11 protein-coding genes and 3 tRNA genes are annotated in these 14,150 nt (G+C 51.7%); 9 read left to right on the top strand and 5 right to left on the bottom strand.

Annotated features, from left to right (window positions below):
* Positions 1 to 12: 12 nt before the first annotated feature.
* The 3 genes from BMW41_RS04635 to BMW41_RS04625 all read right to left on the bottom strand — a co-directional run bounded on the left by BMW41_RS04635 (position 13) and on the right by BMW41_RS04625 (position 2,794).
* A complete protein-coding gene (locus BMW41_RS04635) occupies positions 13 to 1,407 on the bottom strand; it encodes an MATE family efflux transporter (RefSeq protein ID WP_074649065.1) in 1,395 nt (464 codons plus the stop codon).
* A 292-nt stretch (positions 1,408 to 1,699) separates the two neighbouring features.
* Positions 1,700 to 1,772, bottom strand: a tRNA-Ala gene (locus BMW41_RS04630).
* 62 nt (positions 1,773 to 1,834) lie between these two features.
* Positions 1,835 to 2,794 carry a LysR family transcriptional regulator gene (locus BMW41_RS04625; protein WP_074649064.1) on the bottom strand — a complete coding sequence of 320 codons (960 nt, stop codon included), beginning with the start codon at positions 2,792 to 2,794 and terminating at the stop codon, positions 1,835 to 1,837.
* Positions 2,795 to 3,184: 390 nt separating this feature from the next.
* On the opposite strand from BMW41_RS04625, the gene BMW41_RS04620 reads away from it, so the two are divergent.
* From BMW41_RS04620 to BMW41_RS04595, 6 genes are all read left to right on the top strand, one after another.
* Positions 3,185 to 3,607, top strand: coding sequence for a PPC domain-containing DNA-binding protein (locus BMW41_RS04620; RefSeq protein WP_074649063.1), 423 nt, complete (start codon positions 3,185 to 3,187; stop codon positions 3,605 to 3,607).
* Between the two features lie 32 nt (positions 3,608 to 3,639).
* A complete protein-coding gene (locus BMW41_RS04615; protein ID WP_074649062.1) occupies positions 3,640 to 4,605 on the top strand; it encodes a D-2-hydroxyacid dehydrogenase in 966 nt (321 codons plus the stop codon).
* Positions 4,606 to 4,658: 53 nt separating this feature from the next.
* On the top strand, positions 4,659 to 5,834 hold the full coding sequence (locus BMW41_RS04610) for a glycerate kinase family protein (RefSeq protein ID WP_074649061.1): 1,176 nt from the start codon (positions 4,659 to 4,661) through the stop codon (positions 5,832 to 5,834).
* A gap of 181 nt (positions 5,835 to 6,015) precedes the next feature.
* Complete coding sequence (locus BMW41_RS04605) at positions 6,016 to 7,128, top strand: GGDEF domain-containing protein (protein WP_074649060.1); 1,113 nt, start codon at positions 6,016 to 6,018, stop codon at positions 7,126 to 7,128.
* A 78-nt stretch (positions 7,129 to 7,206) separates the two neighbouring features.
* A complete protein-coding gene (locus BMW41_RS04600) occupies positions 7,207 to 7,875 on the top strand; it encodes an HAD family hydrolase (RefSeq protein WP_074649059.1) in 669 nt (222 codons plus the stop codon).
* A 252-nt stretch (positions 7,876 to 8,127) separates the two neighbouring features.
* A complete protein-coding gene (locus BMW41_RS04595) occupies positions 8,128 to 9,132 on the top strand; it encodes a hypothetical protein (protein ID WP_074649058.1) in 1,005 nt (334 codons plus the stop codon).
* 324 nt (positions 9,133 to 9,456) lie between these two features.
* Here the strand turns inward: BMW41_RS04595 and BMW41_RS04590 are convergent.
* Both BMW41_RS04590 and BMW41_RS04585 read right to left on the bottom strand, forming a co-directional pair.
* Positions 9,457 to 9,538 (bottom strand) — tRNA-Leu (locus tag BMW41_RS04590).
* Between the two features lie 279 nt (positions 9,539 to 9,817).
* Positions 9,818 to 9,890 (bottom strand) — tRNA-Thr (locus BMW41_RS04585).
* Positions 9,891 to 10,258: 368 nt separating this feature from the next.
* On the opposite strand from BMW41_RS04585, the gene BMW41_RS04580 reads away from it, so the two are divergent.
* The 3 genes from BMW41_RS04580 to BMW41_RS04570 all read left to right on the top strand — a co-directional run bounded on the left by BMW41_RS04580 (position 10,259) and on the right by BMW41_RS04570 (position 14,149).
* Positions 10,259 to 11,683, top strand: a complete 1,425-nt coding sequence (locus tag BMW41_RS04580; protein ID WP_074649057.1) for an alanine/glycine:cation symporter family protein — start codon at positions 10,259 to 10,261, stop codon at positions 11,681 to 11,683.
* A gap of 420 nt (positions 11,684 to 12,103) precedes the next feature.
* On the top strand, positions 12,104 to 12,349 hold the full coding sequence (locus BMW41_RS04575; protein ID WP_031473319.1) for a (2Fe-2S) ferredoxin domain-containing protein: 246 nt from the start codon (positions 12,104 to 12,106) through the stop codon (positions 12,347 to 12,349).
* Between the two features lie 75 nt (positions 12,350 to 12,424).
* Positions 12,425 to 14,149 (top strand): [Fe-Fe] hydrogenase large subunit C-terminal domain-containing protein, encoded by a 1,725-nt coding sequence (locus BMW41_RS04570; RefSeq protein WP_074649056.1) that lies wholly within the window; start codon positions 12,425 to 12,427, stop codon positions 14,147 to 14,149.
* Position 14,150: the final 1 nt, after the last annotated feature.

Below are 14,150 nucleotides of genomic sequence, written 5' to 3'. Positions count from 1 at the left end.
GAAGAGGAAAACTTAGTTTCTTTCCCGGGAGAAGGAACGCGCCGCCATGCGGTAGGCGTGCCGGAAATACAGCATTTCGGCAACGCCGGTCACTGTCCACGAGAAAATGTAGAGCAGATAGAGCGATGTGATGGTATGGAAATACGCAAATACGGTAAAAATCCATACAATCCGGAAGGCACATGACCCGAGAAGGACGATGACGGTCGGGACAGCACTTTTTCCGAGCCCGCGGCAGGCCGCGATGCTGTTATCCATGAATGCGGAAAAACCATAGGAGAGCGCCATGACGGAGAGCCGGTAGATTCCGGCTTCCGCTACGGCGTCATCTTTTGTAAACAGGTGAAGAAACGGCTCTCCGAAGGCATAGAGGAGAAGACCGATGGCGGTGCCGACGGCAAACGCGTAGGCAGTGCTGATGATATAGGACTTTTTGACGCGGTCCATTTTTCCGGCGCCAAAGTTCTGTCCGATAAAGCTGCTGCCGGCCGTATAGAATGCTGCCATGACATCATAGTCGAGAGCATCCGCGTTCTGTGCTGCCGCATTGCCGGCCACGACAACCGCGTCAAAGGTGTTGACGCCGTACTGAACGAACAGGTTGGCAATCTGGAAGATGGCGTTGGAGAGTCCGGCCGCCAGACTGATGGGAAGAATGCGCGAGGCAATACGTTTGTCGTAGGACATACCGGACCGTGTCAGACGGATTTCCGTCTTTTCACGTATCAGAGAAAACACGATAAGGCCGGCGGAGCAGTACTGGGCAATGATACTTGCCAGTGCAACGCCGGCTACATCCATGTTCAGGGCAATCACGAAATAGAGATTGAGCAGGATGTTCAGGATGCCGGAGGCGGTCAGCAGCATCAGAGGACGCCGGGTGTTTCCGGCAGCACTGTACACCGCGCTGCCGAAATTGTAAACGGCGAGCGCCGGTGCTCCGAGAAAATAGATCCGGAGATAGAGCATCGAACCGTCAAGGAGTTCCTCTTTCGTCTGAAGAAGCTTCAGGATAAGACCCTGCAAAAGCTCTCCGGCACATAACGTCAGAAGACCGATGACGATGCAAAGAAGAAAGGAGGTCTGGATGGTCCGACGGACTTCGTCGTCATCCTGCTTTCCGAGTGCATGGGCGGTGACCACATTGATGCCGCTTCCGATTCCGATGATGAACGTCGTGATCATGACGACCAGCGTCGAGGTGGAACCGACGCTTCCGAGCGCTGTCGGGCCGGCGAAACGGCCGACCACCGCGATATCGGACATATTGAAGAGAATCTGAAGTAGATTGGAGGCGATCAGCGGAATTCCGAAGAACAGAATTCCCTTCCACAGGGAGCCTTCCGTCAGATTTGAAGTTCGGTTTCCGGATAAGGATTTTCGTTTTCCGGATGCTGTGAATGCCATGATGATTCCTTCCGTGAGCCGGAGTGTTGAGAGCCGGCAGTCTGACAAGATGATAATGATACAAAACGAGCGAAGCGGGGCGCCACTCTGGCATGGAGTGGATGACCGCACCTGCGAGCTGGAAGCATGTAAACTTATCTAAAAAACGTGACACATTCGTGACACAGTAGATGCCCAAAAATGACCTTTACAAGCCATAGTGTAACAGGAAATGACATAATGATGGAATAAAAAACCGCACAACCAAGCCGATTTGGCGAAGTTGAGCGGTTTTTAAAATGCACTCAGATAGTGGAGACGACGGGATTCGAACCCGCGGTCTCAGCGTTGCGAACGCTGCGCTTTCCCAGCTAAGCTACGTCCCCGAGAACAACCCTATTATACCACGTCAGCGAATCAATTCAATATATTTTCGAAATTTTTCTGATTACATCAGCGAGATGGATTTCCATGCCTCTGCTGTGAACTCGATGAAATCGGTGATATGCGCAGGTCTTGGTTCTGTATTGTGAAAGAGGAGATAGAGCGGAACGTCGACAAAGTCTGTTCCCTGACGGATCGGGAAAATGTTGATGTCCGGGTACAGTCTTCTCAGCTGCGGGCAACGGCTGGAGCGCACGAAAAAGGCACCGTAGCTTCCGGGATACAGAGATTGAAGGAGATCAACACTGGCGGATTCCATGTAGACATTCGGGCGGAAACCCGCGTTGTGAAAACATTCGTCGGCAATCGCCCGCATGTGGGAACCGGGATTCTGCAGAAGATACGGGATCTCGGAGAACTCGGTCAGATCCGTGCCGGAGAGGGCGCGGTTCCGGATTTCCGGTGCCTTTTGACCGAAATACTGCCGCAGGAGCTCATCGGAGAGGATCAGGCAGGTTCTCTCCCGGGTGAGAAAACGCTTGGAGAATTCGTCCGGGAAACGCTGCAGATAACGGGGGGATTCGATGGGAGCGAAGATCAGATCGAGTCGGTGATCTGCCAGATCGCGCAGAAGGTCATCCGTGCCGCGGTCCACCAGGGAAATGCGGATGTTGGGCCATTTCTTCCGGAACCTCGGCAGGATATCCGGAAAACAGAGCTCGGAGCGCACGGTGGAGATTCCGATGCGGAGTGTTCCGTAGTGGGATCGGCTGATCGCGGAAAAACGGTTGATCAGATCGTCGTTCTCACGGAGTATCTGCTCGGCGGTGATTCTCAGCGACTCTCCGGCCGGTGTCAGCCGAAGCGCTGGTTTTCGCTCGAAGAGCGTCACGCCGTAGAACTCCTCCAGATTCCGGATCTGGAGGCTGAGTGCCTGCTGGGAGAGATAGAGACGCCGGGCGGTCCGGGACATATTCAGATCTTTGCATACTTCCAAAAAATACCGGAGACTGTTCAGATTCATGGGGGCGATTCCTTTCGGATGGATAAAAAACCGCGGCTCGGCCGGTGGATACCGCGCCCGGAGCAGCGTTCATAAAGTAACGATAGCATGGGGAAAAAACTACAAGTAAAACTTGTATATAAACAAGTTATATACAAGTTAAAATGTTTGTCAATCCGTTGGCGGCGTTTTAAGATAAGATTACGGAGACGGTGAAGCCGCGGCTGCGAAGGTTTGACGATTATTGAAGTGAGCGCGGATTGGCCGTAATGGCAGCAGTCACCGGCCTGCAGAAAAGAGAAAAACAGGAAAAGAACCAGACAAAAGAACCGGAACCAGAAATCTGAAGCAAGAACCAGAAAGAAGAACCAGAAAGAAGAGTCAGAAACAAGAACAGGAAAGGAACTTATCATGGAATTCAGAAAGTTTGAAGATACTTATGTAGTTCGTCTTGACCGCGGCGAGGAGATCATTGCTTCGCTGACCGAACTTTGCGCGAAGGAGCACATTGCCCTCGGATCCGTTCAGGCGATCGGCGCGGCGGACAAAGCGGTGATCGGTCTCTACGATGTGGAAAAGAAGTTCTACCACAAAACAGAATTGGAAGGACCGATGGAGATCACTTCCCTGCTCGGAAACATCACGGAGAAGGACGGAGAGGTGTATCTTCATCTCCACATCAATCTCTGCGATGAGCAGATGATGATCCACGGCGGCCATCTGAATGAGTGCCGGATCTCCGCAACCTGCGAGATGATTGTGCACACCCTTCCGGGAAAGGTCGGCCGGATTCATGACACCAAGGTGACCGGACTGAATTTGTTTGCATTCTGAGCCGATTAGCGGAATACGAGAGGAGTAATCATATGAAGATTGTGGTGCTGGACGGATATACGGAGAACCCGGGAGATCTCAGCTGGGAGCCGATGAAGGCTCTCGGAGAACTGACTATCTATGACCGGACTTCCGTGACGGAGTCCCCGCTGATCGCGGAGCGGATCGGGGATGCGGAGATCATTGTGACCAACAAGACGCCGATCTCAAAGGACACCATCGACAAATGCCCGAACCTTAAGGCGATCGCGGTATTTGCGACCGGATACAACGTGGTGGATTACGAGTATGCAAAGGAGAAGAAGATCGCAGTCATGAATGTTCCGACATACGGAACACAGATCGTCGGCCAGTACGCGGTAGGCCTTCTTTTGGAGATCTGCTCCCATTTTGCGCATCACGATCAGGCGGTCAAAGAAGGACGCTGGGAGCACAACATTGACTGGTGCTTCTGGGATTATCCGATGATCGAACTCAGCGGCAAGACCGCCGGTATCATCGGCTTCGGAAGAATCGGTCAGACAACCGGAAAGATCCTGAAAGCGATGAATATGCGGGTTCTCGCCAATGATAAGTTTGAGAGTGACACCGGGAGAGAGATCGCGGAATATGTGGATCGGGAGACGCTGTTCAGAGAGTCGGATGTGATCTTCCTTCACTGCCCGCTGTTCCCGGATACCGAAGGCCTTATCAATAAGGACAATATCGCCAAAATGAAGGATGGTGTGATCCTGATCAATAACAGCCGCGGCGGTCTTGTGGCGGAGCAGGATCTGGCCGATGCATTGAACAGCGGCAAGGTATATGCTGCCGGACTCGATGTGGTGAGCACAGAGCCGATCCGCGGAGATAATCCGCTTCTGGGCGCGAAGAACTGTCTGATTACGCCGCACATTTCCTGGGCGGCTCTGGCGGCAAGACAGCGCATCATGGATATTACGGTGGATAACCTTCGCGCATTTATAGAGGGACATCCGGTTAATATCGTCAATTCGTGAGATACGACATTTGAAATCAGACCTTCAGATACTGCCTGATGGAGGATATATTTATGAAACTGCTCTTTGCATCGGACTCCTTTAAGGGGACGTTGTCCAGTGAACAGACGGGAAAGCTTCTTGCGGACGCGGCGCGGGAGGTCTTCGGTGAATGTGAAACCGAAACCGTCCCGGTTGCCGACGGCGGAGAAGGAACGACGAGGGCTGTTGTGAAAGCCCGCGGCGGCGAACTGGAGCGGGTTTTTGTTCACGGACCTTATATGGAAGCGGAACCTGCCATTTTCGGGAAGATCGGGACGGAGGAGGCAGTGATGGAGATGGCATCGGCCTCCGGTCTTCCGATGGTTCCGGAGGAAAAGCGGGATCCGCGGTATACCACGAGTTTCGGAACCGGAGAACTTCTGAAATTCATTCTGGATACCGGGTGCCGGCGCGTCTCGATCGCGATCGGCGGCTCGGCAACCAATGACGGCGGGATCGGATTTGCGAGAGCGCTGGGCGTCCGTTTTCTGGATGCGCAGGGACGTGAACTCGGCGGGAAGCGCCCGGATGAGCCGGGATACGGCGGGATCGGGGCGGATCTCATCCGTGTGGACAGAATCGACCTGAGCCGGATCGACCCGCGGATCCGCGATACGGAGTTTACCGTCATGTGTGATGTGACGAATCCGCTCACAGGGCCGGACGGGGCGACCAGAACCTTCGGTGCGCAGAAGGGCGCATCTCCCGTGGTTATCGAAGCACTGGAACAGGGCATGGAGCATTACCGCGAGGTTCTGATCCGGGAATTCGGAACGGATCCGAATGAGATTGCCGGAAGCGGCGCGGCGGGAGGACTCGGCGCGGCAATGTGTTTTTTTCTTCAGGCGAAGATTCGCTCCGGCATCGAGACGGTGCTGGATCTGGTAAAGTTTGATGAAAAACTGGAAAATGTGGATCTGGTTGTGACCGGAGAAGGCCGGACAGACTGGCAGAGCGCATACGGAAAAGTGATGCAGGGCGTCGGACAGCGGGCGAAGGCGCGCGGAATTCCGGTGATCGGACTGTCGGGATCTCTGGGACAAGACTATGAAAAGATGTATGAGCACGGGATTGCGTCGCTCATGACGACAGTGGATGCGCCCATGAGTCTGGTGGAAGCCATGGAGCACGCGGAAGAACTCTATTTCCGCGGGGCCGTCCGGATGTTCCGGATGGTAAAGACCGGAATGGCATTGGGGCATCACTGAAAATGCTCTGCGGAAGGAACGGGGAAAGCCGAAGCCTGCCTGCGGACGTGGTTATATATATCCGTATTCAGCCGATGTGTGTTTTGATTAAGATTATTATGGAAAAAGATATTTTCGTTTGCATAAGAACTATCTGCGGAAGGCGGTATTTCTTCGCACGGGGCTAAACAGGATACGGCATATGATTATATACTCACATCTCATTGAGATTGCTATTCTCTTCTATATTATGTACAGTTTGAGACAGGATCAGATCATAGAGCCGGAGGTGAAAAAGAATTTTTACATCTCCGGCGTTTTTTTGGTGTGTCTTCTGACCGGCAATCAGCTGTGGCAGCTGGTTGCCCATTTGGGAAATGAATGGCCGAATCAGGATTTTATCCTGAATACCATTGACAGCATCTGTTACGCGTTCATTCCTCCGGTGATCACCCTCCTTTTGTGGATCAATCAGAAAAATGTCACTTTGCAGCAGCGGATTCTTGTTCATATGACCGGCCCATGGTTTATTCTGATTGCGATTCTGAATATTTGGATTCCGCTGATTTTTATAACGAAAAACGCACAGATGATACAGCTTCCGGGAAGTATGATTTACACGGCATTGGAGGTGTTATACTTTCTCTGGCTGTTGTACCGGTATTACGTCCACAGTTTTGCACAGTATCCGAAGGATAAGGTGCTTCTCACCATGGTTGTGATCATTGTCGTGATCGGCCAGATCGCGGAAGCACATCAGAATGATTATACGACGTCCTGGGGAAGCATCGCGATTGCATATTATTTCCTCTACCGCGCGGTGGCAAATCTCTATGAGAACACGGATCAGCTGACGCATGTGTTTAACTATTACAGCTACGTCAATCATATGCGCAGTATTGAAAAGAAGAACATGACCATCATTGCCTTTGATCTGAACGGCCTGAAGCAATACAATGACACGGAAGGTCATCAGAAAGGCGATGAGTATCTGACGGCATTTGCACAGACTGCCCAGAAAAAAATGTGGGGAAAGGGAATGCTCTTCCGGACCGGAGGCGATGAATTTGTCTTTCTATCCCCGCAGAAACCGGGAGAACTGGAGCCGGTTCTGGAAAAAATCCTTGAAAAGAAATGTGATCCGAAGTATGGTGATTATCTGTTGAGTTTTTCCTACGGAATCGCGGAGAAGGCGGCGGAGGAAAGTACTGAGGCGGCCTGCGCGCGGGCGGACAGAAAAATGTATGATATGAAAATGGAGTATTACCGGACCCATGAGCGCAGGGCAAATGATTTGCCCAAGGGGAAGGAATAAGCCTGAAAGCAAACTTTCAGACCCGGGCTGGCGGTGCAAAAGACAGGCAAGCCCATCGGACTGAGCCGGGAGGAAAAAATGATCAGAGCAGTATTATTTGATATGGACGGAACGATGTTTGACACGGAGCGGCTTTCGATGGAGGGCTGGCTCAGAGCCGCGAAGGCGAAGAACAATGGACTGGACCGGGAACATTTTCTCCTGTTCCGCGGCCGGTCCGTACCGGCCAATGCGGCGGCGTTCGCATCGTGGTACGGAAGCGAAGAGCTGTATTATGAGATGCGGAAGCTTCGCACGGAGTATATTCAGAATTATCTGAAGAAAAACGGAATGCCCATCAAACCGGGACTGTTTGAGCTTCTGAAGCTGCTGAAAAAGAAAAATCTGAAGACATGCATCGCGACTTCGACGAAGCGGGACCAGGCGGAGCAGTATTTTGTGCAGACCGGCGTGAAGGATTATTTTACGGACACGGTGTGCGGAGACGAGGCGGAAAAGTCCAAACCGGATCCGGAAATCTTTCTGAAGGCAGCGGAGAAGATCGGCGAAAAGCCGGAGAACTGTCTGGTTCTGGAGGACAGTCCGAACGGGATTCTGGCGGCAAAAGCGGCGGGATGCATGGCGTTCATGATTCCGGATCTTGCCCCGGCGGAGGAGGAGATAAAGGGCGTCTTCGACCGGGAATGTGCCTCTCTCCTGGAAGTGGCGGGGATCATTGAGACCTGGCCGGATGTGCCGCAGAACTGAGGGGATGGGGGAGCCGAAGTCCGCTTGCGGACTTTGTTCTTCCGGATTCATTAAGTTATTTGTAGGTGAATCTTAATTTTCCATTCCTTGTAATGGACGGAAAGTTGTATTAAACTCGTGAATATGCAGGAAAGAACGGACAAAGTACGTCAGCAGGGATCAGAGGATCGCCGGAAACGATACCGGCCGGACGAAGGATCCGGATGTGACGGCAGCGGTCGTCCTGCATGATTACGCAGGAGGTATAACTTTATGAAAAAGACAGGATACTGTGCAGTACTGGCAGCAGGAGTTCTGGCTGCTGCATTGGCAGCAGGGTGCGGAAGCAAGAAAGCGGATGTGACCACTTCGGCTGTGACAACCGCTGCGGAGTCTGCTCCGGATAACGGTGAGACGGATGCCGCTATGGAGGTTAATGAGATCAATGAGTCAGAGTTCGAGGAAGGCGATCTGAAGATCCCGACCGGAAACGTGGAAGTGGAGAGAAAGAACGCTGACGGAACAGTTTTGGTTGAGGGTTATTACGAGCAGGTTGTCATTCCGGATTCACTGAAAGATAAGCCCATCGGAAAGGCACTCGAAGCATTCAATCAGGCACAGATTGAGCGCGCAAGAACAGATATCGCTTATCTGGAGTCAGAGGCCGAAAAGAACCTGAAGGATAAGGGCGATAAGTTTAAGGCATTTGAATACAATTCAGACGTATCGTTCAGCACTCAGAACCAGGATTACGTCAGCATTCAGGCATCCAGCTATTCCAAGACGGATGCGGAGGAGAAGACCGTTTACCATACGGCAACCTATGATACCAAGACGGGAAATGAGCTGAAGGTATCCGATATCGTAGCGGAACCGGACAAACTGGCCGATGTGCTTGCCGATCGTCTTCTTCACGAGAACAGCAAGGAAGACTTTGGTGATGTGGATGTCAAGGGCAAGATCAAGGAAATGATCACCAACGGCACGCTGGCATGGAATCTGGAAGACGACGGTGCCGTATTTACCTTTGCTGAGGGAACGGTTGCACCGGTGGATAATGGTGAGTTCACCGTAAAGTATCTGTATGCGTTTACACCGGAGTTCTTTAAGTCTGTTCCGGAAGCAGCGATGAAGGCAGCGCAGGAAGGCGCGGAGATCCTCGATGACGGAAATGATGCTGCGGATTCGAAGTCTGCAGAGAACAGCGATGAGGGCGCATCCGGCCCGGGAAAGGAAGCAAAGCCGGCGCAGGAGTCCATCGCGGCAAAGAAGAAATGATGGAATAACGCGGCACAGTTTAGACATATCCGTGACACATATGTGACACACCCGCGACACAGCAGACACCTGACGGGGCATATGGAAGTCAGGGTGTGACGGAAAATAACAAAAACGGAATAATCAAAAAATCCGCACAGCCACGCCAAACGGCGCAACTGTGCGGATTTTTTTTAGTTTCATAGGAAATTTTCTCCGAAATTCCCTATGAAACTAAACGCTCCGCGAGGATGCGCACGCCGCTGTAAGGAAGCTGTCACCTAACGGTGACCAGCGGCGGCGCGCAAAGTCCGCTTGCGGACTTTGTTCTTGCTTTTAAGTAAGTGCGGAATAAGGGACTTGAACCCTTACGTCTTGCGACACAAGAACCTAAATCTTGCGTGTCTGCCAATTCCACCAATTCCGCTTATCACAGCCTTGCAGTATGTCGGAAGAGCCTAAATCCTGCGTGCCAGCCAATTCCACCATAGCCGTGCAATTACAAGAAGTATTATAAGGGAAACGGTGGAGGAAGACAAGAAAAGATTCACGATTTTCAATACAATAACACACAATATTTAAAATGGTGTATGCATTTTATGCGAACACATTTTTGCTTCATAGGAGATTTCTCCGAAATTCCCTATGAAACAAAAAAACGCCCAACCGGAAGAACTTCTTCCAGATTGAGCGGTCTCATCGTTCAAGCTGCTGACGGGAATCGGACCCGTGACCTCCGCACTACCAATGCGACGCTCTACCGACTGAGCCACAGCAGCTTATTTTGTTTTAGGTCTCTCGCGAAACCTCAGATATAGTACCACGGTATTTCAGGCATGTCAACAACTTTTTTTTGCATATTTTTTCCATTTCTTCCGGCTCATCCCTGAAACCAGCGCAATTCAGGGAAAAAACGGCTTTTCTTATTTGCAAAAAATGCACGTTATGCGTTATACGGATTCCATATAACCAAAACAACTCCTTTTTCATGAATTCCATTTCTATTTTGATATTCTTGTGCTAACATAACTGCTATAAGGTCCGCTGAATACCATCGTTCTGGGGCAGGCTGTCATACCTGTACGGCGGTATTCCCCAATGTAGGGAATGCGGTCCAAGCAGAGAAAAAAAGGGGGATAATATCTGTATGGAAAGTCTTGTCAAACTCACTGGCGACCTCGACAGCTTCATGTACACCTATCTGCTGATCATCATTTTGCTTGCAGCCGGTATCTATTTTACCTTTGCAAGTAAATTTGTTCAGCTCCGCATGTTCGCCGAGTCGCTCCGCGTCATCATGGAAAAGCCATCCAAGGAAGGCTCTGTTTCTTCCTTCCAGGCTCTGATGGTTTCCACCGCTTCCCGTGTCGGTACCGGCAACATTGTCGGTGTCGCATCCGCAATCTGCACCGGCGGCTACGGCGCGGTATTCTGGATGTGGATCATCGCCATCATCGGCGGTTCTTCCGCATTTGTCGAGAGTACACTTGCTCAGATTTATAAGAAGAAAGACCCGGAAGGCAACTTCTACGGCGGTCCTTCCTATTATATCGAGGCAGCACTCCACAGCCGTCCGCTGGCACTGCTCTTCGCGGTCAGCATGCTGATTACTTACGCAGGCGGTTTCAATATGCTCTGCGCATACAACCTTCAGTCCACATTCAGCGGCTATTCTTTCTATGATCCGAGCACATCTCCGGTCATCATCGGAATCGTTCTTGCGGGACTCTTTGGCTTCTGTCTTTGGGGCGGCGGCAAGAGAATCATCAGCACCACCTCTGCTCTGGTTCCGTTCATGGGTGCTCTGTACGTACTGATTTCTCTCGTTGTTATCCTGCTGAACATCGGAAATCTTCCGATGGTATTCGGAAAGATCTTCTCCGAGGCCTTTGATTTTCAGGCAATCTTCGGCGGATTCACCGGTTCTGCAATCATGATGGGTATCAAGAGAGGTCTCTATTCCAACGAGGCCGGTGTCGGTTCTGCTCCGAACGCCGCCGCTGCAGCCGATGTAAGCCATCCGGTTAAGCAGGGACTCGTTCAGATGCTCTCCGTATTCATCGATACGCTTCTTCTGTGCACCGCTACCGCAATGATGTGTCTGTGCTCCGGTATCGCTCCGAATGCGGACCTTGCAGGCGCACCGTACGTTCAGGCTGCCCTCCAGTCCACTCTCGGCACATTCGGTCCGGTTTTCATCACCGTTTCCATGATCCTGTTCGCATTCACAACACTGATCGGAAACTACTACTACACCGGAAACCTTCTGAATTACATTCATAAGGGTGTTCCGAGCCAGACCTTCCTCAAGTGCTTCCGGGTTATCTGCACCTTTATCGTCTTCTTCGGTGCAATTGCACAGATGGACCTTGCATGGAATGTGGCCGATATCCTGATGGGTATCATGGCTATCATCAACCTGCCGGTTATCTTCATCCTTCATCGCGTCGCTTTCCGTGCGGAGAAAGATTACCTCCAGCAGAAGGCAGAAGGAAAGAATCCGGTATTCCATTCTTCCACCGTCGGTCTGGAAGGAAAGACAGACTGCTGGGAAGAAGGAATGCATATCTGACCGGTTCAAATTCAATCTGATCCGATCTAAAACCGCAACACAACCCGATTGACCAGACCCGGTAGGGAAGCCCCAGATTCCCTGCCGGTCTTTTTGTCCCAGAACAAAGTCCGCCTGCGGACTTTGTTCTGCTTTCTTATTTTATTTGGAAAGATTCCCGATCTTTTCGACGACATACAAACTGCTCTGCGGGGATGCTCTGCGGGGAAGGGCAGAACACCATTTTGGGGCTTCGGATAAAATATGATTACTTTTGTTATTTCTTTGTCAGATTGTATGCCATAGGGTACATTTCCCGTCCGGAAAAGAATTGAATATAAATAGCGGTTATGCGATAATATGCACAATAAAGGAAACTGAGTAAGTGTGGCCTCAGAGCTGCATTTACCGTATATAATGCACGAAAGTGAGGCATATTCTATGAAAGTATCGATCTGCATCGGCTCTGCCTGTCATCTGAAAGGATCCCGCGATGTCATCCGCATTCTTCAGGAGCTGGTTGCTTCTCACGGATTAGAGGGAAAAGTGAACCTTACCGGAGCCTTCTGCAGCGGAAACTGCCGCAAGGGTGTCTGTGTGACCATCGATGATCAGCCGGAAATCTACAGCGTGAAGCCGGAGACAGCGCAGGCATTCTTCGAGGAACAGGTACTGACCAGAGTCTGAGAGACGTTCAGAACGGTGCGGCCGTCCGGTCGTCTGCCGTGAGAATAACGGGGCCCTGCGATATGGAGGCGAAACATGGCGATTATTGATTTTAATGCGGCGGAATGCCGGCACTGCTATCGATGCGTCAGAAGCTGCCGCGTCAATTCCATTGCGTTCCGCGACGGACATGCATTTGTTCTTCCGAACAGCTGTATTCTGTGCGGCGAGTGTCTGGTTCACTGCCCGCAGTCTGCCAAAAAGATGGCGAGTGATCTCGAGAAGGTGAAAGAGCTGATCCGGGACGGACGCAAGGTGGTTCTTTCCCTTGCACCGTCGGCAATCGGCGTTTTTGGCGTCGGCAATTACCGCCGGGTGAAGACTGCGCTGAGAAAACTCGGCTTTTCCGAGATCCGCAGCACGGCAGAAGGAGCGGCGCTGGATACGATCGAGTATGTACGGCTTCTCCGGGAAGGCAGCATGAAAAACATCATTTCGACTGCCTGTCCTTCCGTAATCAATCTCATCGAAGTGCATTATCCGGATCTGATTCCGCAGCTTGCGCCGGTCAAGATTCCGTCCGGTATGCATGTTCATATGCTGCGTGACGAGTTCGGACCGGATGCTGTGATCGCATTCATGGGATCCTGCCTGGCAGAGAAGGACCGGAGCCGCACGACCCGGCCGGACTGTGTCCTGAGTTTTGAGGATTTCCGCCGGTGGATGGAAGAAGAGAAGATCTGTCTGGAAGACTGCGAACCGGATGAGGGAAGCGACGAATATCTGGGGGCAAACCTCCGTTATTCCCTCAGCGGAGGACTTCTCCGTGCGGTGCGCGCGGAGGAGGAAGCGAGAGGAATCACGGATCACTACCGCAAACTCTACGCGAGCAGCGTGGAGGACTGTAAGGAGATCTGTGAAGCCATCCAGTCCGGTGCGGTAAACAACTGTTTTATTGAGATGAATACGTGCCATGGCGGATGCATTAACGGACCGGAGGCATCTCGCAGAACAACCGGTTTCAAACTGAAACTGGAGCTGGAAGAGGCACTTCCGAAATACCCTGCCGACCGTGGCTGGCTTTCGGAGAAGATGGCAAAATATCAGGCTGTCCGCGGTTTTACGGATCGTTCCGTGAAGGAGAAAATGCCGACGGAAGAGCAGATTCGAGAGATTCTGAGCGCGACCGGAAAAATGCATCCGGATCAGGATCTGAACTGCGGTGCGTGCGGTTACAGCACCTGCCGTGCGAAAGCGATTGCGGTATTTCAGGGAAAAGCGGAACTGGAAATGTGTATTCCGTATCTTCACAAGAGGGCAAGCTCCCTGGCGCATATGATTATGGAGACCACGCCGAATGCCATTCTGATTCTGGATGAGAATCTGCGCATTCTCGACTGTTCCGCGGCGGTTCAGAGTTTCTTCGGACTTCCGGCGGAAAAAATGTATCAGCATGTTCTGAGCGAGTTTATGGCGACCGGCGATGTGCAGGAAGTGTTTGACAGTCATATCAGCGTTCAGGGAAAACGTGTGATGTATCCGGAGCGGAACCTCATCACATTTCAGAATATTGCCTATGTTCCGGAGTCGGATTATGTTATCCTCACGATCATTGACGTGACCGCAGAGGAGCAGCAGATGGAAAAAGAATACCAGAAGCGAAAAGAGACGGTAGATCTGGCACACAATGTCATCTACAAGCAGATGCGCGTTGCACAGCAGATTGCCGGGCTGCTCGGCGAGACGACTGCGGAAACGCAGACGACCCTGACAAAACTCTGTTCCCTGTTTGAGACAGAACACGAAAGTGAGGTCCGCTGAA

Origin of the sequence: [Clostridium] aminophilum (assembly GCF_900101295.1) — a bacterium.
Classification (GTDB): domain Bacteria; phylum Bacillota; class Clostridia; order Lachnospirales; family Lachnospiraceae; genus Clostridium_R; species Clostridium_R aminophilum_A.
The sequence above is the reverse complement of the archived record's forward strand: the minus strand, read 5'-3'. Positions and strand labels throughout refer to the sequence as shown.